Origin of the sequence: Vibrio sp. 10N.247.311.12 (genome assembly GCF_041467515.1) — a bacterium.
GTDB lineage: Bacteria > Pseudomonadota > Gammaproteobacteria > Enterobacterales > Vibrionaceae > Vibrio > Vibrio crassostreae_C.
In genome coordinates this window covers 93,502-119,236 of record NZ_JBFSUV010000006.1, presented here as the reverse complement: position 1 = coordinate 119,236, position 25,735 = coordinate 93,502, and the positions used below count along the sequence as shown (strand labels likewise).

The window sequence follows — 25,735 nt, the reverse complement described above, 5'->3', positions numbered from 1 at the left end:
TCTCCTTGGAAGGTGGTTTGAAATGAAATTTTCTTCTGAAGGTGATTATACTTGTCCGGTAATCGATACTTTATGTTCGTTATATTCAGTCAATCTGGTAGTAAAAGTGACGCGATTAATCGTATTTTAACTTTATTGTTCAAGGGGGAATTATATTGAACTGGATAAAGAGAAACATTAACGTGATGATTAACTCGCTAAGAAAAATTCCAACTATTATAAATGGTGAATTTTTACTTTCGGAAGCAGACGATATCTTAATATCCCTTGTTGATTAGGAGGGGAATTTGTAGATAAAGCCCCACGCGATTGACACGTGGGGCTCGGTGTTTCAGATCAGCGTTGAGCGATTAACTCAGATTACCGTCAATATCCAACTGCTTAAGCTGAGCCTTTCTTAATATTGCGGCTTTCTGACTGTACGTTTCGGTACATTTTGGAAAGCTGCTTACTGTTAGCACGTTGCTCTGCCAATGAGGCACCATTTCTGGCTTGCTCTCGCAATAGCTTTTGATAGTTATTAAATCGTCTTTCAGACAACTCTCCACTCTCAATGGCTGTGCGTATTTTGCATCCAGGCTCTGATTCATGATGGCAATCAGAGAAACGACAGTGCATAGCTAACTCTTCGACATCAGAAAAGGTTTCGCTTACCCCTTCGGCGCAGTCTGCAAGTTGCAACTCTCGCATTCCTGGCGTATCAAGCAGTAAGCCGCCCGATGTCAGTAAATGCAGTGAGCGTGACGTCGTTGTGTGTCGACCTTTGCTGTCGTCTTCACGAATGCCACCCGTGGCCTGCTGAGTCTCCCCAAGCAGCGAGTTGACCAGCGTAGATTTCCCAACACCAGACGACCCCATCAAAGCCACCGTTTTGCCCGTTTTACACCAAGGCGACAATACTTGAGTAGAGTCTTGGTCTAGGCTATTAACGGCTTCGATCATCAGCATTGGGTCTAGGCTTTGTACCTGTTGTACTTTGCCTTCGTAGTCGTCACACAAGTCTTTCTTGGTGAGTACGATAACGGCTTCAACTTGCGCTTCATTAGCGAGAGCGAGATAACGCTCGATGCGGCTTAGGTTAAAGTCGTTATTTAACGAAACCACGATAAAAACCGTGTCGATATTGGCTGAAATATATTGTTCAGCTACGCGACTGCCAGCAGCTTTACGGCGGAAGAGCGATTGACGGTCTAGTAAGCGGTCGAATTGCAGATCAGAGTTCAAAATCACCCAGTCGCCAACGGTCATTGCCGGTTGGTTTTGGTGGATGGGTAGAACAATTTCACCTTGCTCTGACGCTAATGTATAGCCATTGCGGTGATGTGCGACGATACGAGCAATGACGGAGTGATCATAGTCTTCGAGTGTCAGTTGTTGTTGGAATACAGGTTGCCATCCAAGTTGTTGAAGTGACATTGGATGAGAAAATGCGTTTTGTGAATTCATGTCTATTTACCCAGACGTGCGAGCTTTCTTTTCTTATGAGAGCATTAACTTCTTGTGAGATCTCTTATTGTTGGTGAGATCAGAAGCGTTAAAAGCTAAAAAAGCGTCGAGACGTCAAAATTGCTTTAGAGTTTGGGTCGAATTCAATAGATAGGACCCCGGATTGATTCATGCATAATGAGCATGCTTTGACCATGTGCGATCAAACGTAAACCGGGTAAAAGTGTGCGGTAGCCAGCTGGTGGCTCAATGTTGGTAGTTCGGAATTAAAGTTGGTTTAACCAAACAAAATTAACGCGTTACTTTTACTGCCAGTTTTAGTGTTTTCATTACAATCATCTTCTCTTCTCCTTGGTTATTAATATGGTTAGGCTTTGCATAAAAAGCGAGTGCAGTTTAACAAAAAGCCACGATGGCGAGAAGTCATCGTGGCTTAAATTATTTTATCAATTGTGAATACGATTAATGATGGTCGTGGTTCATCTTTTTCATGCCGCTCATCACTTTCTTCACTGGTGCGTCGAAGGTCTGTGTTTCACCATTGGCAAAGGTCAGTATCATCTCGATTTGCTCACCTTCTTTTAGGCTACTTTTTAGGTCGAACAACATGATGTGTAGGCTACCAGGTTTAAGTACCGCTTCACCGTTTGCAGGGATGGTGATCTCTTGAACTTGGCGCATTTTCATAACATCGCCATCCATGATTACATCATGAAGTTCTACTTTACCTGCTGCAGGTGTTGTTGCAGAAACAATAGCGCGATCTTTATCGCTGTGGTTCATCAGAGTCGTGAACACCGCGCTGTTCACTGCTGAAGGCGGGGTTGCACGAGCGTACGCGTCATGAACCATAATATCGCTACTAGCCTGAGCAAAAGGGGTTAGCAATAAGCCTGCTAGAGCAAGTGCTTTTAACTTCATGTTGTTGTCCTTAATTTTTATGTTTTTGGTCTGGGACCTGACTTTTTGTTCGAACTTTATTAGTTAAGTTCTTTGTTTTTACGTTTTACTGCGTCAGCTTGTTGATAGCCTCAACAATTGGTGCTGGCGTTAACGTATGCGGCACTTTGGTAATCAAGGTACCGTCGGGCTTTAAAAAATAAAAATATGAGCTGTGGTCAAGGGTGTATTCCAACTCTGAACCTTCAAGCTTGGTCTTTCTGAAAATAACGCCGTAGTTATGAGCCAGAGTAGTGGTGACATCCAATGGACCACTTAGTCCTTCCATCATCGGGTGGAAATATTGCGCGTATTCGTACGAGGCTTCAGCGGCATCACGTTCAGGATCGAGAGAAACAAACATTGGGCGAATCTTGGCTTTTGCTTCATCAGAAACTTGGTTAAGTGCTCCGGCCAACATAGCCAAAGAAGTGGGGCACACATCTGGGCAGCGTGTGAAACCGAAGTAAACGATACGAATTCTGTCATCGGTTTGGTCAAAGATTTCCGTTGGTTGGTTGTCTTTGCCGAAAAGAGTCGTTGCGGAGAACTCTTGTTTTGCAGCGTGTTGTTCTTGAACTTCGTTTTGCCCATCAAGATAGCTTTTGACACCAAAGCCAAGTACAAAAGCGACAACCAATGCTAACGACCAATTTCTACTCATCTTGCCATCCTTATTGCAGGTTTTACGGTTTCAACACCATCGGTGAGATCACCAAGCCAAGTCATGTGATCCATGGTACACACGGGTAAAATGACATCACCTTCATAGATGTTGTTACCAGTATTTTTTAATTGGAAACGTGCTGAGCCCATTTCCATCTCTAAACCGGTCAGCGATAGCATCAAGGTTTCAGATGCAGCACCTTCCCAAACTACCTTTATCTTTGTGGGTAGAAGAGGTTGCGCGGTTTCTCGGTCAAGCGACATTGAAATGGATTCCTGCTCACACGATGTGGTTGAAAGCATGCAGTAATCATCCAAGCTGACGTCGGCAGTTGAGTGCTCCATCGCTGATTTAAATTGCTGAATTGCTTGCGGCCCATAAAAGCCTGCCACGAGAGCGATCCCAACAGCAGCAACCTTTAATGCAGAGTGCATGTCGTGTTCTCATTTAATTTTATAAGAGCGGCGATGTTATCACACCCCTCAATACGTGCTTGTATCAAAAAGCAATTTTGTGCGTATGGTAGAACTAAAAAAGCGAAGCCATTGGCTTCGCTTTTGTCTGTTTAATAGATATGTGAGCTTAGTATTTCTAAGCATTATCCGTTCTAAACGCTTTCCAGAAGCTGGCTGAATGATTAGTCAGCATTACGCTCTGCAAACTTCTCCAGGCCTAAAACCAATGCAATCGCAGCAAACATCATCACAATCGCCATGACCAACTGAGAAGGCTGAGAGGTTACCGCTTCAAAATCAAACGGTGATAGGTTTTCTTGAATCAGAGGAACTTGTTCACCTTTTGAGTTTGTGCGCCAGCTGATGGTCTCTTTCCAAGGCCAGATCTTAGGCAGCGTACCGATCATCAAACCGGTTAAGAATACCAATGTGAAGTCGCGGAATGAACGCAATAGCCAAGACAGTACATGTGAGAAAGTCAGCAGTCCGATCACACAGCCCGCAAGGAATAGCGCAAGTATATCGACTTGAAATGATTTAACGGCGCCAAGCACGGGGCCATACATGCCAATCAGGAGCAGAATAAAGCTGCCTGAAATACCGGGTAAAATCATCGCGCAGATAGCAATCGCACCCGCAATCAATACGTTGATGCTGGTTGGTTCCATTTGCAGCGGTTTAAGCACGGTAATGCTATAAGCGAAAGCAACGCCAAGCAGCAAAAACACGAAGCGAATCATATCGCGTTTCTCTACTTGCTTAAGAATATGGAAAACCGAGACCAAGATCAGGCCGAAGAAGAAAGACCACAGTGGAACAGGGTGGGTGACTAATAACCAAGAAATCAATTTTGCGAATGTCGCAATGCTCGTGAATACGCCCGCGAACAGTGAAATTAGGAAGAAACCATTGATGTGATTAAACGCGGCTTTGAAGCCTTCGAGTTTCCATAAGCCAAGTACGCTAGGGTTAATTCTGCGAATGCTTTCTAGCAGCGTATCGTAGATACCAGTGATGAATGCGATGGTTCCGCCCGACACGCCAGGTACAACGTCTGCTGCGCCCATTGCCATGCCTTTGAAAAAAGTACTTAAGTAGTTCATTGCTTCATAGAGTTGAGGATGATTTTGTGCAGTATACAAACTTTAGTGTAAAAAAAGTATGAATATGCTTTTGGGGAAGGGCTTTTATTACTCTATTAATTGTAAGGCAATAAGTTGAAGTGAATATTTGCCTAACATTTAGATAACAACCACTTAGTGATTTGTCATTAAGAGCAGAGATGAAACTGATCCCTTATCGATATTGCATCTTGGTTGCAATATGCAAATGCACTTTGCAATTCGCATGACAAATTCATGGTTTTTATGCGGTGCAGGGCTTATAAAACGTCGAATAAAAGTTGGCACGCTAACTGCATTATATACATTGACCCTTCTTAAGCCGAGGGTCACCTAGCCAACTGACGTTGTTAGTGAACTTATGATTTGTTCACAAATATATAGAGCCAATCGCGATTATTGCGGTTGGCTATTTTTTTGCCTGTCGTTTGGTGATCGTCTTTTTACTTTTCCCATTCCTACATTTTTAGGTTCTAAACTTCAGATGAAAAAAAAGCCAGCCACCATCGGTGACTAGCTTATGTTTTCTCGAATCAATCTCGAATCAATCTCGAATCTCGAATCAATCTCGAATCTCGAATCTCGAATCCGTTTTAGTACCCCATCAACTGCAGCAAGTTCTCCGCTGTGCTGATTGCTTCTTTACGGTTAGCAATGTTGAGCTTTTGGTAAAGGTTACGGATGTGAGTCTTGATTGTGGTACCCGCTACATCGAGTTCTTGAGCGATCTGCTCATTACTGAATCCTGAGTAGATCAGACCAAGTACTTGCCATTCACGCTGGGTGAGTGGGCTAGTACGCACAAGCTCAGGAATGTTCGGGTGATTAACCAAGTTCTCAACAAAGTCTTCATCGAAGTGAACCGAGCGGCTGCGTTGGGTCGCGGAAATATCTTTCATGATTTGTTGTGCGCGGTGACGTTCTAAATCACCTAAGCCTGGCTTGTTGCTCAACTTATCCAAGATATGCCCGATAGTCCCACCGTCTACCAAGAAGTTACCGACCATACCGGTTTGGTTAGTCATATGAAGCGCTTCTTCGAGTAGTATTCGTGCGCTGTCTTCATCGTTAATTTGTGTACGTAACACGGCTTCAACGATCAAGTTGCGGTTGGTGTCTGTAATCAGGTGCGAACGCTGGGCTTCACTCTTAAGGAAAGTCAGCGCTTCTTCTGCGTCTTCATACTGCTCAAGGATGATGTGAGCACGAACGATGTTTCGCCACTGAAGTTGGCAGAAGTGGTTACTTGCCGATTCAGGTCGAACAGCCACACTCAGCCAATCACGGATAGCTTCTTTATCGCCTTTTACTTGCCAGAACAGAATCAAAGAAAGAGAAGCATTTGCCGTCCAATCTACGTGGTAAGTCGATTGACGCAATAGGTGCTGAATCTGGTCGATAAATTTCGACGCTTTATCAATCTCACCACGGCTCAATGAAATACGAGCCAACATAGAATAGCTGTGCAGGTGTTTACTCGGAGAGTGGTGACCAAGGATATCTAAGCCTTTGTAGCAACACTCTTCCGCTTCATCTAGTCGGTTCCAACACCAGAAGATCTGAGCGCGAACACGCAGCAAGAATTCGTGCAGAGGTACGTATTGCAGCTGATGTTCTTCAATCAATTTGAATGCACTGTCTTGTAGCTCAAATGCAGCTTGAACATAACCTTGAGCAATCAAGATTTCGCTTTGTTGCAGAATCGCCCACAGGGCCTGATGGTAAACCTGATACTGACGTGCCAGTTTTTCTGTTTGTTGCATCATCGGTAGCGCACGGCTTAGGTTACCCATTACGTGATTCACTTCGCCCACAACCGAGGTTGCGACAATGCGGCTACGATAAACGGTGGTGTTCAACTGACTCAACGAAAGCTCAGCCAATTCCAATGCTTTCTCAGGCTCATTGCTGTTGATGGCAACTTGTGCGCGTAAGGCGTTGTATTGGCCTTGCTGCTGAGTATCGAGTTCAATGTTTCGCGCTTGATATTGAGTCTCAGCCTCTTCCAACAAAGTACCCACTTGGTCATAACGGTGCTGACTTTGTGCAAGCCAAGCGCGCAACATCGAAAGCTTTGGCTCACTGTATAGTTGATCTGTGGTTAGCTGTTTGATCGCCATTTCTAATGACGAAAGCTCACCTTGGTTGAACATCGGCCAACCGTGCTCAGTCAGGATTTGAATGATCAGTTCTGGATCTTCAGCACGCTGTGCGTGACGTAGTGCTTGGTGTGGTGTGTTTTGCTTGATCCACGCTTTTGCAGCACTTCGATGCAGTTCAGCTTCTTGCTGAGGAATTCGAGCTTGGCGCTCATGTGCGAGGAATTCACCAAATAGATTGTGGAATCGGTACCAGTTTTTCTCGCCTTCAAGCGGGTAGATGAATAAGCCAAATCGGTTGAGTGATTCGATCATACCCAGTGCGTCTTCACGCTGTGTAAGCGCGCAGACTAATTCGTCATTGAAATGATCAAGTACTGAACACTGCATTAAGAACTGTCGGGTTTCTTTATCCAGTAGATCGAATACTTCTTCAACCAAGTAATCCCAAAGGTGGGCATGGTTAAAGTGAGAGAATGACTCTGCGGACTGTGCAAGAGTGCGTTTTTGGTGTTGTGCTTGTAGCGCGATAAGTTGTAGTGCAGAAGGCCAACCTTCTACATAACTACAAATGCTATCTGCCGTGGTGTCATCAATGCCGTCGGCTACGCGTTGGTTGAAAAAGCGTGTGGTTTCTTCGGTATCAAACGCCAACGAGTCATTACCTAATTCGATCATTAAGTCACGAACGCGCAGGTTTGCTGTACCAAGTGGTGGCGTACCACGACTGGTGACAACCAACGTTAGGTTATCGGGCATGTGTTTGAGGAAGAAGCGCATGGCTTCGTGGATGTCGTCATTGTTGACCAAGTGATAGTCATCCAACACCAGAAAGCACTCGTGATGGAATTCCGACATCTCGGCAAATACTTCACTTAATAAAGAATGCAGCGATGAAAACTGTCGCTTTTCTGCCAGTTTTTGGGCATTCGGACAGGCATTTTGAGTCGCTTTATTAAGTGATTGAAGTAGGTAGTTGATAAAGCGGAAGGCATCATTGTCGCTATCATCAATGCTGTACCAACCCACATTAGGTTTATCTACCAACCATTGTGCAGCCATGGTGGTTTTGCCGTAGCCCGCTGGAGAGCGGAACAACACAAGCTTATAGCAATCTGCATTGTGAAGCAGATCGAGAACCCTAGGTCGTAGGATTGCATTATGTAAGCGGCCGGGACGAGTCAGTTTCGAAGGGATCCACATATCGAAGTTTTACACCTATTCCGTGGCTATGTTCTGGAATATCCCAATCTATCGTTGAGTGCACTCCAATGACATGAGCCTAATTACTTAAGTCTTTACTCATATTACGTGAAGCCAAACGTTACCGACTACGATCCTCCTCAGAAACCTTGCACTCCTGCATGTTTTTGGGTGTCTACGCCCTTTATTTGAGACTTTGCTCACGTTGCGGGTTGGTTTGTGAATGTGACTTCGTTCATCCCTACACGGGAATCAATGCAAAAGATGAGAGTTGGAAATTATTTTCGTGATCTGAAACTCAGATTTGGCAATGACTTTAAATGGGTTAAATAAAAGTCACATCAATTGAAGTTAAGTTATCGAACGGGAGCTTGTGATCTTAGTCACTCCAAGTTTTTGTTCGCAGTCAGAACATGAGAGTCAGATCACTAACCCTAAGTCGGTACGCCCCCTACGCCCTCCCATCTACTCCTAGTCAGTTGCATTAGCGGGAGGATGTTTAGTTTATGGTGACCATGCACGATATGTCACAGATGAATTAGAACTATTAAAAGCGAGATTTCTGAAATGAAACCAACTCAGCAAAAAACTTTCGATAAAGTGTCATTCCAAGAGAGTGTTAAGAAACATTTATCTGCAACCTACGCAACAACGATTGAAAACGCAGATAGCCGCGCATGGTACCTAGCAATGGGGCGTGCGCTAGCAGAACTCACAACATTTGATCTGTTAGAAACTGAAAATGACGAAAAAATTAAGAACGCGAAGAGCGTTAACTACCTATCACTTGAGTTTTTGATTGGCCGTCTAACAGGTAACAACCTGATCAGCATGGGTCTATACGAACAGATCACTCATGCAATGGAAGAGCTAGGTCAAAACCTAACTGACCTTCTAGAAGAAGAACGTGACCCATCACTAGGTAATGGTGGTCTTGGTCGTCTAGCTGCTTGTTTCATGGATTCTTGTGCCGCTCAAGAATACCCAACAGTAGGCTACGGTCTTCACTACGAATACGGTTTATTCAAGCAGTCTTTCCAAGACGGTCGCCAACAAGAAGCACCTGACGCATGGCGCGGTGTTGAAGGTTACCCATGGGAAGTGGCTCGTCCAGAACTAGCACAACACATTGGTTTTTACGGTCATGTAGAAGTTGAATTCATCGACGGTAAAGAAGTACGTACTTGGGTTCCAGGTATGGAAGTGAAAGCAATGCCTTGGGATCTACCTATCGTAGGTTACGAGTCAAGCACGGTTTACCCACTGCGCCTTTGGGAATGTCAGGCAATTGCACCATTCTCACTAGCAAGCTTCAACAACGGTGATTACTTCGAAGCGCAACACTCGCTAATCGATGCAGGTAACATCACTAAGGTTCTTTACCCGAACGATAACCACGAGAAAGGTAAGACACTGCGTCTAATGCAGCAGTACTTCCATTCAGCAGCATCGGTTCGCGATATTCTACGTCGCCACGAAGCAGCAGGTTTCTCTCTAGAAGATCTGCCTAAGCAAGAAACGATTCAGCTGAACGATACACACCCAACGATCGCGATTCCTGAGCTAATGCGCATCCTGATTGACGAGAAAGGTCTATCTTGGGATCAAGCATGGGAAATCAGTGCTCACACGTTCGCTTACACGAACCACACACTACTTCCAGAAGCGCTAGAGACTTGGTCTGAATCACTGATCAATCGTCTTCTTCCACGTCACATGGAAATCATCTTTGAAATCAACCACCGCTTCATGCAAGAAGTTCGCAAGATGTGGCCTGGTGACGGTGAGAAGCAAGCGAAGCTTTCTATCATCCAAGAAGGTTTCCACCGCATGGTTCGCATGGCAAACCTATGTGTGATTGGTTCTTACAAAGTAAACGGTGTAGCTGCGCTTCACTCACAACTGGTTAAGAAAGACTTGTTCCCTGAGTTCAACGAAATCTTCCCAGGTAAACTGACTAACGTAACGAACGGCATCACGCCACGTCGTTGGTTGAAGTTCTGTAACCCAGGTCTATCTACGCTAATCACGGGTAAGATCGGCACTGAATGGCCAGCAAAACTTGAGCAGCTAGAAGGCATCGCTAAGTTTGCAACAGACGCGAAATTCCAAAAAGAATTCATGGCTGTTAAGAAAGAAAACAAACAGCGCCTAGCTGATTGGGTTCAAGAGAACATGGGTATCGAGCTAGATACTAACGCTATCTTTGACGTTCAAATCAAACGTCTTCACGAATACAAGCGTCAGCACCTAGATTTGCTACACATTCTATCTCTGTACCACCGTATTCTTAACGAACCTGGTTTCGAGTGTGAGCCACGCGTATGTTTCTTCGCAGCGAAAGCAGCACCGGGTTACCACCTAGCGAAAGAGATCATCTTCGCGGTTAACAAGATTGCAGAGAAGATCAACAACGACCCTCGCATCGGTAACAAACTGAAAGTGGTATTCATTCCTGACTACCGTGTAAGCATGGCTGAAATCATCATCCCTGCAGCAGACGTTTCTCAGCAAATCTCACTAGCGGGTAAAGAAGCATCTGGTACGGGCAACATGAAGATGGCTCTAAACGGCGCGCTAACTATCGGTACGATGGATGGTGCAAACGTTGAGATTCGTGAAGAAGTGGGTGATGAAAACATCTACATCTTCGGCCTAGACGTTGATGGTGTTCAAGCTCTGAAAGCTCAAGGCTACAACCCATACGACTACTACAATGCAGACCCACTACTGAAAGCATCTCTAGACCTACTGACTGGCGATGAGTTCACTCCAGGTCAACCAGGCCTTCTACGTGCAACGTTTGATAGCCTGCTAGACGGTGGTGACCCTTACCTATGTCTTGCTGACTTCGCATCTTACGTGAAAGCGCACGAAGACATGGGCACGCAATACAAAGACCAAGCAGGTTGGGCTAAGAAAGCAATTCTTAACACAGCATTGGTTGGTAAGTTCACATCAGACCGCTCTATCCGCGACTACGTGAACAACATCTGGAAACTTGAAGCGGTTAACCGTTAATACTTCCAAAGTAGCCAAGGCAGTTTCTGCCTTGGCTCAATTAGCTTGTGAGCAAACGAAAGGCTTAAAGGTTTCGTTTATAAACAAGCTGCTTACAAACCGATTGTCACAAGCTAATTGATTAGTAAAAATTAAATTAACAACCCTACAAAATAGAAAGCGTCAGAACGTTTTCGGAGAGAGCGATGAAAGAACAGACCGTATTAAAACAAGTCGCAGAAATGGCAAACATTGCCGACAGTTACGTTAGTGCGTGGGGCGATGAAGCACAAGTATCAGACGAGACGATCACGTCTCTATTGGCTTCGTTGGGCTACGATACAAGCAGCGATGATGCACTGCTTAAGTCAGCAGAAAGAAAACACAAAAAAGATGTACTAGACCCAGTTCTTGTCTTGCGTGACGGTGAGCCAGTAGAAGTGGCGCTTAATCTAGGTGTAAGTGCTCGTGAAAGTGAGTTCAGCTGGCGCTTAGAAACCGAGCAAGGAGAGGTACTTGAAGGCTATCTTCAATCTCAAGTCATTCGTGACGAGCGTGCCGAGGGTGGCCCTTTAGTGTTTGCATTGCCAAGTGATTTGGCATGGGGTTATCACAAGCTCATTGTGAGCCGTAAGCGCCGTAAGAAGCCTTACGAGATGACACTGATTATTACGCCAAAAGCGTGTTTCAAGCAGTCACCAATCGAGCAAGGCAAAAAGCTTTGGGGACCCAGTGTTCAACTTTATACCCTAAGAACTCAGCATAACTGGGGTATTGGTGATTTCGGAGACCTAAAACAGCTTGTTGCGGATATCGCTTCTCGTGGTGGTGACTTCGTTGGTCTAAACCCCATTCACTCATTGTTCCCTGCGAACCCTGAAGGTGCGAGCCCATATAGCCCATCTTCTCGTCGCTGGTTGAACATCTTATACATTGATGTGAGTTCAGTTCCTGAATTCGCATTAAGTGCAGAAGCACAACAAACAGTCGGCAGCGCAGAGTTCCAACAGCGTCTACAAAAAGCGCGTGAAGCACACTGGGTAAACTACACCGAAGTGTCTGAGCTTAAGATGAGCATCTTGCCTCTGCTATTCGCAGAATTTAAGACTCGTCATCTAGACAAAAACAGCGACCGTGCACAAGCGTTCTTAGCCTTCGTAGAAGAGGGTGGCGATAGCCTGATGCATCAAGCGGCGTTTGATGCTCTACATGGTGAACTGCATGCAGAAGATTCTGGCATGTGGGGATGGCCGGTATTCCCTGAGAAGTACCGTACATTCGACAGCCCAGCGACACAGAAATACATCAAAGAGAACTTAGAAAACGTTCATCTGTACATGTACCTGCAATGGCTAGCAGATTGCCAGATCAACGATGCACAGTCTCTTGCAGAAGAGAAGGGCATGGCTGTTGGCCTGTACCGTGACTTAGCGGTAGGTGTTGCAGATTCAGGCAGCGAGACTTGGGCTGACGAAGGCAACCTAGTGATGGATGCGAGCATTGGTGCTCCACCTGATATTCTTGGTCCTTTGGGTCAGAACTGGGGTCTACCTCCGTTAAACCCAGAAGTGCTTCAAGAAACAAGCTACGACGCTTACATCAAGCTACTTCGTGCGAACATGAAGCACTGTGGTGCACTGCGTATCGACCACGTTTTAGGTCTACTGCGCTTGTGGTGGATTCCAAAGGGTGAGAACGCAACTAAGGGCGCGTACATCTACTACCCAGTACAAGATATGCTGTCTATTCTGGCGCTTGAATCTCACCGTTACCAATGTAGCGTTATCGGTGAAGATTTAGGAACGGTACCGGATGAGATTGTCGACATCCTTGCAGATGCTGGCGTGCACTCTTACAAAGTGTTCTTCTTCGAAACATCAGAAGATGACGGTGGTTTCATCTCACCAAAACACTACGCATCACAATCGATGGCGGCACTGTGTACTCACGATATGCCAACGCTTCGTGGCTTCTGGCACTGTGATGACCTGAAAATGGGCCAAGAGATTGGCTTATACCCAGATGCAGAACAATTAGAAACCTTGTTCGATGACCGCCTAGAGTGCAAGCAAGGTATCTTAGATTCAGTAGCATGGCATGGTTTCCTACCAGAAGGTGTGGGCCGCGATGCGAGCCAAGTACCGATGGACTCTTACCTTGCTGAGGCACTTCAACTGCACGTAGCGGCTGGTGGTTCAACACTACTGAGCGTTCAGCTAGAAGATTGGCTAGAGATGGACAAGCCAGTAAACATTCCTGGCACGGTTGATGAATACCCTAACTGGCGTCGTAAACTATCAATGAACTTGGACGAAATATTTGCTCACGAAGGCGTTAATCGTATCGCTTCTAAGCTGACTGACGTTCGAGAAAAAGCCGGTAAGTAATGACGTGAGTGACTTGAAATTAGGTGGTTTTTTGCTTACGCCGTACGAAACTACAACCTCGGTCACTCAATAATGAATGCTCATCTGGTAGAATAAACCGTCGTTATATTGCCCGCACTAATAGCGGGCATTTTTGTATTATGTTTTTTGGATGTTTGGTTAGGGAGAAACGTTTTGGAACTAAGTTCGATTTCAAAGCAAAAACAAATATATACCCAACTATCACAGGCTTGTTTCACAGACCCATTCGCGTTTTTAGGGCCATACCTACCTTCTGAGCAAGGTGCATTACGTGTGTGGATTCCTGGGGCAGATAAAGTCGAGTTGATTGTTGGAAAGGAACCTCGTATTGAGTTAGCGCGAGAGGGTGAAAGTGGTTTCATTCTTAAGCAAGAGAGAGACTTACGTTTTACTCACTATAAGCTTGCGGTTGATTGGGCTGGCGTAGAACAGATCATCGATGATCCTTACCAGTACCACGATCTGTACGCGAGTTATGAAGATCTTCATACACCGAAAGATATGTATCATCACATGGGGGCTCAGTTTATTACGCTAGAGCGTGATGGACAGACGATTTCAGGTACGCGTTTCTTGGTGTACGCACCGCATGCAACTGCGGTAAGCTTGGTGGGTAACTTCAACGCTTGGGATGGTCGCCGCCACCCAATGCAACGCCTAGATTACGGTATGTGGGGCTTATTCATTCCTGAACTGGAAGAAGGCGCTCAATACAAGTTTGAATTAAAAGGACCAAATGGCGAAGGCTTACCACACAAAGCTGACCCATGGGGTTTCTACTCTGAGCAATACCCATCGTTCTCATCTGTAACTTACGATCACGCTCGTTACCAGTGGCAAGATACTCAATGGCAAAATCGCCCGGTAACGCAAAAGCGCAAAGAAGCGCTTTCGTTCTATGAATTGCATGCAGGTTCTTGGAAGCGTAACGCTGAAGGTGAATTCTTAAATTACCGTGAGCTAGCGGCAGAGCTAATCCCATACCTAACGGATCTTGGCTACACGCACGTTGAACTAATGCCAGTTTCAGAACATCCATTCTACGGTTCTTGGGGCTATCAGCCTGTTGGTCTTTTTGCACCGACTAGCCGTTTTGGCTCTCCAGATGATTTCAAATACTTCGTCGATCAATGTCACCAAGCGGGTCTTGGCGTTGTTCTGGACTGGGTTCCTGCTCACTTCCCAAGTGATGATCACGGCCTAGCAAACTTCGATGGTACGCCATTGTTCCATGATCCAGATCCACGTCGTGGTTGGCATCAAGATTGGAACTCGTACATTTACGATTTAGGCAAAGAGCATGTTCGTCGTTTCTTAGTTTCTAATGCACTGTACTGGTTCGAGCAATTCCACATTGATGGCATCCGTGTTGATGCGGTTGCTTCGATGTTGTACCTCGACTATTCGCGTAGCCATGACCAATGGATCCCGAATGCGGATGGCGGCAACGAAAACTACGACGCTATCGCAACCCTTAAGTGGATGAACGAAGAAGTGTATAAACACTTTCCGAATGCGATGACGATTGCTGAAGAATCAACGGCTTTCCCTGGTGTTTCAGCACCGACTTTTATGGGCGGCTTAGGCTTTGGCTTTAAGTGGAACATGGGTTGGATGCACGACAGCTTGTCTTACATTCAAGAAGACCCAATCAACCGTAAATATCACCACGATACGATTACCTTCCCACTGGTTTACGCACACAGTGAGAATTATGTATTGTCTCTGTCTCACGATGAGGTGGTTTACGGTAAAGGTTCTATCCACAACAAGATGCCTGGTGATGAATGGCAGCAAACGGCTAATTTACGTGCTTACATGGGCTACATGTACGCGCAGCCGGGCAAGAAGCTTAACTTCATGGGGGCTGAATTTGGTCAGACGGCTGAATGGAATCATGACGACCAACTGCAATGGTTCTTGCTGGATTACGAGCGTCATCAAGGTGTTCAGCGTTTAACGAAAGACCTGAACAATCTGTACCGCTCTGAAGCTGCAATGCACGATCTTGATTTTGATCCGAAAGGCTTTGAATGGCGTCTACAGGACTCTGCTGAAGCGAGCATTCTTGCGCACGAGCGCATCAGTGAATCTGGTGAGCGAGTATTGATAGTGTCTAACTTTACGCCAGTGCCTCACGAGCATTTCCGCTTAGGTGTTCCTGCAAAAGGTGAATACGCATTGTTGTTGAATACAGACTCTGTCGACTATGCAGGCAGCGGTTTTGAAGTGAAGCAGACTGCTGAGATTGAATCTGTAGAGAGCGAAGGGCTAGACACATCGATTGAGCTGCGTTTACCACCGTTATCGACCGTTTTTTACAAGCTAAATTAGGTCTATAAGTTGAAGTAAGCGATAACTAAAAAGAAAATGGGAGCCGAAAGGCTCCCATTTTTGTATTTCTAACGCTTGGTTTAATGCTGCTTGAAGTTTGTGAGATAGAACATTGAACGTCCTACGACAGTCTCAAGGATTCGAACGGTATCAAGCCCAAAGCTATTAAACATTATCTCGCGGAATTGACCATCTGAACTGATGTTAAACTGTTCAGGGCTCTTGACCTGGGAGGCATGGAAAAACATCAATTTGATCACGAATCGAAATTGATCATTATCTAGAGCGTTTTGCCAAGATTGAATGAATACCTCTTCCGATGAGAACTCTAGATTCTCTATAACAATTGATAGCATGTGTTGGTGTAACGCTGATCGGATAGCGCGGGTCGACGGATAATAGCCCTGAAGCGTCGTTAAACTAATGCCAATCTCTTGAGCAATCCTTGCATAAGTTAGTGCTTCATGTCCTTCAGCCAGAAAAAGGTTTAGTACGATCTCATCGTAGTTTTTTTGATTTTCTAGTTTTTGTACTTGAGTAATTCGAGCCATTACAAATCTCTACTGATTGTAACATTCTGTAAACGAGTATATTAAGAGCTTATGAATTAAATCTCAAACTCCAAGGGTAAATAACTGGTCAATTTATCGTTAAATATAGTCAGTATTGTGTCATTGGTTAAATTATCAATCAGATTTTGGCATAAACAAAAACACCGCCCTATTGAGCGGTGTGTTATTTAAAGTCTTTGTTTATCTATGCTAATTCAGATGACTAGAACGGATACCAAAATAACTGCGGCTCTAGAATGCGTTTCGCAATGGCTAACACCACGATAAAAGCGATGACACCTAAACAAACAAAGTCGATACGTTTCAAAGGTGCATAGCTATACCAAGTGCGAGCTTTGTGTCGGCCAAAACCTCGTAACGTCATTGCGTTAGAGATCTCGTCTGCTCGGTCCAAGCTAGAGAAAATGAGCGGGCCTAGAACCTTAGCCACATTTTTGATTCGAGTAATTAGAGGCGCTTTCTTTGAGAGCTCTACACCACGAGCCTGTTGAGCATGCATGATATTGATGAAGTCTTTCTTAACTTCTGGCAAGTAACGCAGTGTTAAGCTGACCGCATAGGCGATCTTGTAAGGAACACCGATACGGTTGAGGCTAGCTGCAAACTCAGTCGGATGCGTTGTGAAGACAAAAATCAACGCTATCGGGAACATGCTCATGTATTTGAGCGTCACAGTAACCAAGTAAAACAGAGTCTCTTGGCTCAACGAGTAGTTACCCGGCAATGTCAGCAATAAGGTTTTGCTGCCGATGAGCTCAGTACCTTGCTGTGGAGCCAGCAGATACATGAACAAAGCATTTAGGCTCAATACACTCGCCGTACCCAATAACAGAGGCTTATATACGCGTACAGGCACATTGGTCAGCTTTAGCAGGTATAAACCAGTCACAATAAGCAGTGCAATCAATCTTAGGTCGAACGTAGTTAAGACCACGGTTACCCAAGCTAAGAAGAGCGCAAATTTGGTGATGCCGTTAAGTGCATGAAGCGGTGATTTTGTATCAATGTAATTGATGCCGAATTTTACTTTTGATACGTTCATTGAGCGCTTCTCTCGTAGTCGATGAAGTACTGCATGAATGCGTTGGTGTCGTCGATTTTCATCATAGTCGCGAGTTCATAAATGCTGGTGGTACAAAGATTTGCGCGTTCTAACAGCGATGGCTGACTGAATACTTCCGTCATCGCGGCATTGGCAATCAGCTTGCTGTCAGCAATGACAATTGAGCGTGTGGTGTACTCTAGAACAAGGTGCATGTCGTGTGAAATGATCACGACGGTGATACCTAACTCGCGGTTAAGCTTTTGGATAAACGCCAGCATTGAGGTGTAGTTGCGGTAATCTTGACCCGCTGTTGGTTCATCCAAGATCAGAAGCTCTGGCTCCAATACTAAGATAGAAGCGATCGTTACGCGTTTTTTCTGACCGTAGCTTAGCGCTTCGATTGGCCAGTGGCGGAACTTGCTCAAGCCACACAGCTCAAGAACGTTTTCCACCTTCTCTTTGATTTCCTGCTCTGCAACCCCACGATTACGCAGACCGAATGCAACTTCATCAAAAATCATATGATGAGAGATCATATGATTTGGGTTCTGCATCACGACACCGACTTTCTGGCTTCTTTCAAAGATAGAAAGCTCAGATAGGTCTTCACCATTTAGATAGGAAGAGCCTGAATCGGCATCGATCACACCCATGATGAGTTTAGTGATGGTAGATTTGCCTGAACCGTTTTTGCCTAAGATTGAAACGAACTCACCCTTACCAATCTTAAAGCTGACATCTTCGAGAGCGTTCTTTTCACCATCGTAAGAGTAAGTCAGGCCGTGGACCTCAAGCAAAGGTTGGTACTGCTTCTCGGCAACTGGAGTCGGGCGCTCTGCAAACCAAGCCTGAACCGCAGGGCGGAATCTTTTGTAATCGAGAGCTTTGAGGTTTGATAGCTTATCTTCACTGGTCAAAGGTGCTTTCGCTGCCTTCAGAGCAGATAAATAAAGTGGTTCACGAATACCGTGTGTTTCAAGCAGTTCAGAAGCTAAGATTTCATCGGGTGTCATGTCCGCGACAATTTCACCGCGCTCCATCAAGATCACTCGATCGATATCGCGATGTAGTACATCTTCAAGGCGATGCTCGATGATGACTATAGTCTTGTTGGTTTCTTTATGAAGTTGGTCGATGATTTCGATAGTCGCTTTACCCGTTTTCGGGTCAAGGCTAGCCAAAGGTTCATCAAACAACAGGATGTCAACGTCATCAACTAAGATGCCCGCTAATGACACGCGTTGTTTCTGGCCGCCGGATAAATCATGTGGCGAGCGATCAAGCATATCTGCTAAGTCGACCATTTTTGCTGTCGACTTAACCAGAGGGTACATATCAATGTTCGACACTAACTGATTTTCCAGTGCGAACGCGATGTCTTCGCCAATACTCAAACCGACAAATTGGCTATCAGTATCTTGTAATACTGTGCCAACCTGCTCGGTATAGTCGTGCATAGAAAAATCAGAAATGTTCTTACCGTTGATCTCTAGAGAGCCAGTCACCTCACCTTTGATAGCATGAGGAATCAGACCGTTAAGGCATTGACCTAGGGTAGATTTACCACTACCGCTTGGTCCAATAATGACGATTTTCTCTCCTTTCTCTATCCTTAGATTGATATTTTTTAGCGTCGGTTTATCCAGCGACTCATATCTAAAAGAGAAATTCGAAAATGCTATAGTCATTATCGCTTATGCCTCAGTCAGGTTACGGCTTTGTTTGTTGCGTTTAGCGACTGATTTTAGGATCAGTAAGCCAACAACAGCGATCAGAACGGTGTTACCCGCAGCAATGATAGAGAGTTGAGTGAAGACTTTAGTAAACGGTTCTGCATAAAGGATGGTATCTAGGAATGCAGAGCAGCCGTAACCAACCACATTACCGGCAAGGGCAAGTACCACAAACAGCGCGAAGTCCTTCATAGGCAACTCACCTTGCTGAAGGCGGTTCTTGGTCAACATCGGGAATAAGCCGATAACCATGCCTACGACACCTGAGCCTAAAACCCAAGTTAACCACACACCCCAGCCTGCGAACAGATCCGTTACCCAGTGACCGATAAAGCCAACTAAGAAGCCAACAATAGGGCCGAACAAAACAGAAAACAGTGCTAGAACTGCCATTGCTGGTTTCAATGTCGTGTTAGCAAACACTGGGACACCAAACATAGGTAAACCACCAATGCCGTACAGTGCCGCGCCAATGGCGATAACGACCACTGTTTTAGCTGAAAAGTTCATAGATAACCTCGAATACTGAAAGATAAAGCTTAATAAAGAACGAATATTCACCATTATTAATATGCGTCTCAATGAGAACGTTTTTTGGGCAAATATAAAAAATAAGGCGCGCATTATACAGTAGAACCCTTCCATAAGGGAAGGTAAGTGTCTAGATGTCTAAAATTCCATCTGAACACCTAAATATCGTGTAAAAAGCGTAATTTTACGGTTAATCCAGCAACAAAAAAGCCAGAGCGAGTCTGACTTTTTCATTCGTCTTAACAATGTGTTAAGCGGGTTCGTCACGTACCTTTGACCGTTTAGTGGTCTAGGTATAGATAGTTTTGCCAACTCTTCATGCGAATAAGGACCTTGCGCATGATTGAAACGTGGGTGAAGCTGTCAGAATAAACGGCAACTTCAACCGCGGTACCCATAGGTAAATGGTAGTCAGACAGGTCATCAGTGATGGTCATTTTAGCAAATACGCGTCCATTAGTACGAAGTGCATTGGTACCAATAAGTGTTCCGCGCGCTTGAATTTGACTCTCACCAATAGCTGGGATTATTTCATCAATGCGTCCTTTGAAAATCTTGCCTGGTAGTGCTCTGAATAAAAATTCAGCTTCGAAACCAGGATGCAGTCGTTGCAATGAGTTTTGTCTGAATGCTGCGATGTAGTATTTTTCTTCCGTATGGACAAATGTCATGACAGGAGCAAGAGGTAGCGGTACAGCCATTACGCCTGGACGCAGTGCTAGTTGTGTAACATATCCATCCGTTGGTGCTCTCACGACCGTTTGGTCAAGGTTGAATTGAGCCTTACGTAAGTCTGCAAGTAATCCTGCCACTGCGGTGTTCTCGCCACCAATTTCAGAATTTAGAGCGATCTGAGCTTGTTGTTGACTTGCTTCTGCTACTTTTACTGCTGCTTCCGATGCCTTATAAGCTTGTCTACGAGTATCCAATTGTTGTTCGGTAAACGCACCACTTTCAAAGCCACGCTTATAACGAGAAAATTCGCGTTGCGCTTTGTCTCTTTCTGCAATCGCTTTGATTTTAGCAGCTTCAGCTTCAGCAACTTGAGATTCAAGCCCAAGTGCTCCTTGGCTTGCTTCTTTTACTTTCGCTTCGAGCTTAGCGACTTCTGCTTCAAAAGGGATAGGGTCAATTTTAAAGAGGATGTCTCCTTTCTTTAAAGGAGAATTCGCCTCAACAGGAACCTCAATGACTTTACCTCTAACGCCTGAAACAATTGGAGTCGTTGAGTAAACTTGGTTGCCAAGTTGTGTGAAAGGATGGTTGTAGTTCATTAATAGGATCAATGTTCCTACGATGACCACACCACCGAGCACTGCGGTAGGCACTGTCCATTTGTTTAGTGGGATATTAAATACTTTGAAAATAGTGATACAAAGTGCCGCGTAGGTCATTATCAGTAGTAAATCCATTACTTAGCCTCCTGATCTTGAACGTTGTTTGACTCTTTTTTTGTGCTGCTTTGTTTAGTATTTGCTTGTTTGAGCTGTGCGATCTCTTCTTGAAGGGTGCTAACTTGATCGATTAAAACATCCACTCGGTGATGAATATCGTGCTGCTCTTCTTCGAGTTTTTCGAAGCCCCAGCCTCGGTCTTTCCGCCATAATGTTGCCCAAATCCATAGAAAGGGCCAAATTGTGTGCAAAGTGAATAGGCTAACCCAGCCTGAGACGTGAATTGCGTCTTGGTGAGGATGATTACGTTCTTTGGCTATTTCATAAGGGATATCGTGAATAACGATGATGCCGTAAAAGATGACTAGAGCAACGAAAATGAGTAAGCCGAGTGCAAAGTAGTCTAAAAACATAACAGATCCTTGTAATGTTAGATGTTAGTTATAAATATAGTACGCTATCATCCAAGTAATTGTTATAAAAATGATTTACTGAGTTATAAATAATGAGTATTCGCTTCTAATGTGAGCAAAACCATTGACGAATCTTATAAAATCTCATCGCGTTTGAAGAGGCTATTTCGGCTTTCTGGTTGGTATTTTAGCTGAAATGATGACAGCTACGATTCTAAATGACGTGCACAACCACAAAGGATAAACACGGATGTATATAGGTGAATTGGCGGCTATTGGTGCTGCGATTGTGTGGGCGTGTGCGACATGGATTTATGGACAGTTTGGTCATCGCTTCTCTGCGATGCAATTGAACATTGTTAAGGGTGTAGTGGCGTCAGGGATGATGTTGCTGGTGATGCCTCTTATTCCGATGCCGGAGTTTGAACTGAGTACCAACCATTTTCTGATATTGGCAATTTCAGGTGTGATTGGCATTGCGATTGGAGATAGCGCCTATTTTGCGGCGTTGAAAAGAATCGGTGCCAATAAGACGCTGTTACTGGAATCTTTAGCCCCGCCTCTTTCTGGTGTGCTGGCATTAATGTTCCTGGGCGCTGTATTGACAGTGCAAAGTTGGCTCGGTGTCGTGATTACAACACTAGCGGTGACCTTCGTTGTCTTCCAGCCATCAAAATCGGCGAGCGGTGAATCGAATAACAAAGCGCAGTGGGGTGGCATTGGTTATGGGCTTGTGGCGAGTGTCTGTCAGGCATCTGGTGTGGTTATTTCTCATTACGCGTTAGTGGCGGGTGATATCCCACCATTGTTAGGTGCTTTGATTCGCCTGACGATTGGCGTGTTTGCTGTGATGCTGATTATCCCTTTCGTTGAAAAGAAGCCGTATTCATCGATAAAAAGAGATTTATGGGAAATGACCAAGCTCGATAAACTGTGGTTACTAGGAGCAATCTTTGTCGGGACGTTTCTCGCTCTATGGCTTCAACAAGTGGCGTTGAAGAATGCTAACCCTGCGATTGCACAAACGTTGATAGCGACCAGCCCGGTCTTTATTTTGGTGATTTATGCGCTGAAAGGGGAGAAGGTGTCAAAGCAAAGTATCATAGGCACACTTGCCGCCCTTGCTGGTATTTCTCTGTTCTTTTATCAATAAGCAGTTGGCTAAGCTACAGAGCTATATGCCACTACTCTGTACACACTTGATTACGGCCGTTGGCTTTAGCTCGGTATAGCGCTTTATCCGCACGGTAGAAGGTGCGTTGAGTATTCTCTCCGTCACGATGCAAAGTGATACCAATACTCACGGTCAAACCACGCTCCCCAAGTATTTCATGCCATCCAAATTGGAAGATGCGCTCTCGATAATTTTCAGAGTGCATTTCTGCCTTCGGAAGATCAGTGTTCTCTAGAATGACGAGGAACTCTTCTCCACCAAATCTGACACATGACGCGCCTCTAAACTTAAAGTATGAACGTAGCTCTTGAGACACACTAACAATCGCTTTATCGCCCACTAAGTGACTCAGTTCATCATTGATAGACTTGAAGTGGTCAATATCAATAACCATCAGTGCGAAAGAGGTATCGTGCAACAGCATGTCTTTCAATTTCACATCTAACCAGCGACGGTTGTGTAACCCTGTCAATGGATCGGTGAATACGTCTTGTTGAAGCTGAGCAACCGCATTCTTGTGTTGTTCCGTTGTCTCTTTCAGCTCTTTGTTCTCTTGTTCAGAGAGAATGAGTTTGAGTTGTAATTCAAAACGGGACAGGCGGCGTAGTTGGCTTGCACCGAGTTCACTGATCGGGATCTGCTTCATCAGATCGGTTTCAATTCGGTAGCCTTTTTTCTCATAGCTTAGCGCTTCTTGAAAACGCCCTTGATTCATACACACATCACTCAGCGAATCGTAGAATCGTTTTGCAAGTACTGGCGACGAGTAGGCTTTCACGCGTTTGTCTGTGCTCGACAAAATCATGCTCGCGTAGTCTTGCTTGCCGGTTGCACTTAGGCAATGTGCGAGCTCTAGACGAGTCATGGTTGCAAGCCAGCTTGCTTGAGTGCTGTTGGCTGGGTATTGAATCTTAGACAGACAGCGTAGCGCTTCATGGTGTTTTTTCTTAGCGCGCAGCACCTTTGCTTGGTAAAGCAGTATTTGAGCTGTGAGCAACTTGTCACTGACCAAAATACTCAGTTCTTCGCACTCATTCAGTAAATCGCTGGCTGCTGTAATGCGATTGAGTAGAAGTAGGCTTGCTACCATATGCAGCTTGAATTTGAGGCGAAGTGAGCGACTGCTTATCGCGTGGTCTATGCTGCTGATTTTTTGATAGTAGCGAAGAGCTCTGTTGTGATCGCCATAGGAGTCACACAGGTTGCCCATGCCTAAAATGGCTAATACATACTCATCGATATGGCCGTGTTCAACCGCGATAGTCGACGAACTGACGAATTCATTGAGTGCTGACGTGTAATCACCGATTTCAACTAAGCGGTCACTTAGGCTGGTTTTGACTGTCAGTATGTCTTCGATATCGGCAGGAAGGTGGAGCAGATCGAGTGCTCGTCTCAACTCTTCGATGCTGGTTTGATTTTGTTGTAACTCAGCACGGTACTCAGAGCTAATGATATAGCAGTGTGCTTGCTCTGTTTGCGTCGTCGAAACGTGCTGACGAATGTGGTTCCAGAAGATGATCGCTTCTTCACCTGATACTGATGAAGGGTCTAAACCGGCGTCTGTGATCTTGCTTAATAGAGTTTCCATTATTCTATTACCTCAGCATCGTCTTCTTCTAATTGTTCAAGCGTGAACGGGAACGTCAAAATATCATTGAGGCTGACGGTCGGTTTCGAACCCTTTAGTCCTTTTCTATGCCATGGATAGATATCAAGCATGGTGCTGAGAGTTTGGAAGGTTTGCTCTGCGGCTTCGCCTTTTTCGGAAAGCATAAGGGCCACACGTTCAGAACTTAGCCTTGCGATGAAGTCATTCTGGTTACATAAAGCATGAGCAATCTCGGTACAGACATCTAAGTAATCAGTATCGACATGATGGAACATAATGATGCTGTGGTTTGAACGTTTAAGCTCTGTCTTGAACAGCACCAATTTTTCCCACCAAAAGGTTTCAGAGACAACATAAGAGAGGTGCTTCTCAGGGTCGTACTCGTGTTGACCGCGAATACGGTTAATCAGTTTTCGTGCTCTCTGTTCAAGCTGGCGTTTTGAACTGCGTGCTTTGTCCAAACCGACACGTGTCGTTTGCTCTTTGAGCATGCCGATAGAATATTGACGGTACTTTTTAAAGGCGACGAGCGCGGCTTGGAAGTCTTGGTTTTCTTCCGCCACCAAGGATTGTTGGTAACAGATTTGGCTCAGCAACTCGCCATTATCGAACTCGTTTGCGGATTGTTCTGCGAGCCTCAGTAATTCCGCCGCTTGTTCTGGTCTTTTTCTCAGGAGCTCCAATCTAGCTCGGCTGATGTATGAGTGCGCCTTCATCCAAACTAGGTTGTGTTCAACTGCCAGATTGTGCGCTTTGGCCGTGGCGCGCTCCGCGTCATCTAAGCGTTCAAGACCAAGTAGGGCAAGGCCTCGAAAGTCCCATACCTCTGCATGCCAAGTGTTATCTTTATGGTCTTTTAATGCTTCTTCTGCACCGTCCAATACCGACAGCATTTCAACATAGTTGTTGAGCAGGTAGTAATCCCACGCAAGCAGTATTCTGGCTTTACCCTCTAACCAACCAATGCGGCTGTTGTTAGCAACTTTAACGGCAAGCTGGTGGGTAGAACGTGCAAGTTTATATTCGTGGGTCATCCGCCAAATATTGCCAAGGCCAATGAGGCATTCAATTTGAATTTCGACTTCATCAACCAACGCGGACTGCTCTAAAGCATTGATCCAGAACTGTTGGGCGGAATAGTACTTGGCTTGTCCCCAGAACTGGAGCGCGTGTAAATGGAGGATTTCAGGGAGAAAAAGGTCGGTATCTAATCGGCTTTGGCGCTTGTAGGCTTCCTTGATGTATTTTAAACCTTTTTGGTAATCCATCAGGTTCCAGCTACATCTTGCCATTAACATTAATGACTGGATGGCACCCTCTTCAAACAGAACTTGCTCTGATCGGACTAGGCACTGTTGGGCAATCTCTAGGATCACCGATGGCTCAGAGTCGACACGAGTTTTGAGTTTTTCTAATTCTGTTTCAAGAAGGTACTGATTTTTGTCCAAGACTTACATCCATGATTATCGAACATATTGATAACACAATCATTATAAGAGTGTAATTTGAGATAAGCACCAATTATCTTTCGTAGAGCGTCAAAGGAACATCGATCTTTTCTAATTATGGGTGTTACCTCATGTTGTCGC

Annotated in this window: 18 protein-coding genes; 4 read left to right on the top strand and 14 right to left on the bottom strand. The window is 45.0% G+C overall.

Translation table 11 applies throughout. The features are described from left to right. Window positions 1-381 precede the first annotated feature (381 nt). The 6 genes from rsgA to malT form a co-directional block, all read right to left on the bottom strand. Complete coding sequence (rsgA, locus tag AB6E30_RS04855; RefSeq protein WP_372102783.1) at window positions 382-1,446, bottom strand: ribosome small subunit-dependent GTPase A; 1,065 nt, start codon at window positions 1,444-1,446, stop codon at window positions 382-384. Between the two features lie 462 nt (window positions 1,447-1,908). Continuing rightward, window positions 1,909-2,367 (bottom strand): copper chaperone PCu(A)C, encoded by a 459-nt coding sequence (locus tag AB6E30_RS04850; RefSeq protein ID WP_136979030.1) that lies wholly within the window; start codon window positions 2,365-2,367, stop codon window positions 1,909-1,911. A gap of 85 nt (window positions 2,368-2,452) precedes the next feature. Further along, window positions 2,453-3,049: an SCO family protein gene (locus AB6E30_RS04845; protein WP_004732104.1), complete on the bottom strand. Its 597-nt coding sequence runs from the start codon at window positions 3,047-3,049 to the stop codon at window positions 2,453-2,455. Further along, window positions 3,046-3,486 (bottom strand): hypothetical protein, encoded by a 441-nt coding sequence (locus AB6E30_RS04840; protein WP_372102781.1) that lies wholly within the window; start codon window positions 3,484-3,486, stop codon window positions 3,046-3,048. Before AB6E30_RS04840 ends, AB6E30_RS04845 begins: the two co-directional genes overlap by 4 nt. Window positions 3,487-3,689: 203 nt before the next feature. Next, window positions 3,690-4,610, bottom strand: a complete 921-nt coding sequence (locus tag AB6E30_RS04835) for a DUF368 domain-containing protein (RefSeq protein WP_102321107.1) — start codon at window positions 4,608-4,610, stop codon at window positions 3,690-3,692. A gap of 611 nt (window positions 4,611-5,221) precedes the next feature. Beyond that, window positions 5,222-7,930, bottom strand: coding sequence for an HTH-type transcriptional regulator MalT (gene malT, locus AB6E30_RS04830; RefSeq protein WP_017061867.1), 2,709 nt, complete (start codon window positions 7,928-7,930; stop codon window positions 5,222-5,224). 567 nt (window positions 7,931-8,497) lie between these two features. Between malT and AB6E30_RS04825 the strand changes: the two genes are divergently transcribed. The 3 genes from AB6E30_RS04825 (at window position 8,498) to glgB (ending at window position 15,672) form a co-directional block, all read left to right on the top strand. Continuing rightward, complete coding sequence (locus AB6E30_RS04825) at window positions 8,498-10,951, top strand: glycogen/starch/alpha-glucan phosphorylase (RefSeq protein WP_102394044.1); 2,454 nt, start codon at window positions 8,498-8,500, stop codon at window positions 10,949-10,951. A 185-nt stretch (window positions 10,952-11,136) separates the two neighbouring features. Beyond that, window positions 11,137-13,317, top strand: a complete 2,181-nt coding sequence (gene malQ, locus AB6E30_RS04820) for a 4-alpha-glucanotransferase (RefSeq protein WP_017067441.1) — start codon at window positions 11,137-11,139, stop codon at window positions 13,315-13,317. 174 nt (window positions 13,318-13,491) lie between these two features. Continuing rightward, window positions 13,492-15,672 carry a 1,4-alpha-glucan branching protein GlgB gene (glgB, locus tag AB6E30_RS04815; protein ID WP_017064240.1) on the top strand — a complete coding sequence of 727 codons (2,181 nt, stop codon included), beginning with the start codon at window positions 13,492-13,494 and terminating at the stop codon, window positions 15,670-15,672. 80 nt (window positions 15,673-15,752) lie between these two features. On the opposite strand, the gene AB6E30_RS04810 is transcribed toward glgB, so the two are convergent. The 6 genes from AB6E30_RS04810 to AB6E30_RS04785 all read right to left on the bottom strand — a co-directional run bounded on the left by AB6E30_RS04810 (window position 15,753) and on the right by AB6E30_RS04785 (window position 21,360). Next, window positions 15,753-16,223, bottom strand: coding sequence for a TetR/AcrR family transcriptional regulator (locus tag AB6E30_RS04810; protein ID WP_372083000.1), 471 nt, complete (start codon window positions 16,221-16,223; stop codon window positions 15,753-15,755). Between the two features lie 223 nt (window positions 16,224-16,446). After that, window positions 16,447-17,286 (bottom strand): energy-coupling factor transporter transmembrane protein EcfT, encoded by an 840-nt coding sequence (locus tag AB6E30_RS04805; RefSeq protein WP_017064241.1) that lies wholly within the window; start codon window positions 17,284-17,286, stop codon window positions 16,447-16,449. Then, window positions 17,283-18,977: an ABC transporter ATP-binding protein gene (locus tag AB6E30_RS04800; protein ID WP_017064242.1), complete on the bottom strand. Its 1,695-nt coding sequence runs from the start codon at window positions 18,975-18,977 to the stop codon at window positions 17,283-17,285. The genes AB6E30_RS04805 and AB6E30_RS04800 overlap by 4 nt, the downstream gene beginning before the upstream one ends. A gap of 6 nt (window positions 18,978-18,983) precedes the next feature. Continuing rightward, on the bottom strand, window positions 18,984-19,532 hold the full coding sequence (locus AB6E30_RS04795) for an ECF-type riboflavin transporter substrate-binding protein (protein WP_372082999.1): 549 nt from the start codon (window positions 19,530-19,532) through the stop codon (window positions 18,984-18,986). 302 nt (window positions 19,533-19,834) lie between these two features. Beyond that, window positions 19,835-20,965 carry an HlyD family secretion protein gene (locus tag AB6E30_RS04790; protein ID WP_017061874.1) on the bottom strand — a complete coding sequence of 377 codons (1,131 nt, stop codon included), beginning with the start codon at window positions 20,963-20,965 and terminating at the stop codon, window positions 19,835-19,837. Then, window positions 20,965-21,360, bottom strand: a complete 396-nt coding sequence (locus AB6E30_RS04785; protein ID WP_017061875.1) for a DUF3302 domain-containing protein — start codon at window positions 21,358-21,360, stop codon at window positions 20,965-20,967. The genes AB6E30_RS04790 and AB6E30_RS04785 overlap by 1 nt, the downstream gene beginning before the upstream one ends. A gap of 250 nt (window positions 21,361-21,610) precedes the next feature. On the opposite strand from AB6E30_RS04785, the gene AB6E30_RS04780 reads away from it, so the two are divergent. Beyond that, a complete protein-coding gene (locus tag AB6E30_RS04780; protein WP_017061876.1) occupies window positions 21,611-22,513 on the top strand; it encodes a DMT family transporter in 903 nt (300 codons plus the stop codon). 31 nt (window positions 22,514-22,544) lie between these two features. Here AB6E30_RS04780 and AB6E30_RS04775 read toward each other — a convergent pair whose 3' ends face one another. Together AB6E30_RS04775 and AB6E30_RS04770 are read right to left on the bottom strand one after the other, a co-directional pair. Next, window positions 22,545-24,125 (bottom strand): diguanylate cyclase domain-containing protein, encoded by a 1,581-nt coding sequence (locus AB6E30_RS04775; protein ID WP_372057063.1) that lies wholly within the window; start codon window positions 24,123-24,125, stop codon window positions 22,545-22,547. Continuing rightward, on the bottom strand, window positions 24,125-25,594 hold the full coding sequence (locus AB6E30_RS04770) for a hypothetical protein (protein ID WP_017061878.1): 1,470 nt from the start codon (window positions 25,592-25,594) through the stop codon (window positions 24,125-24,127). The genes AB6E30_RS04775 and AB6E30_RS04770 overlap by 1 nt, the downstream gene beginning before the upstream one ends. Window positions 25,595-25,735 lie beyond the last annotated feature (141 nt).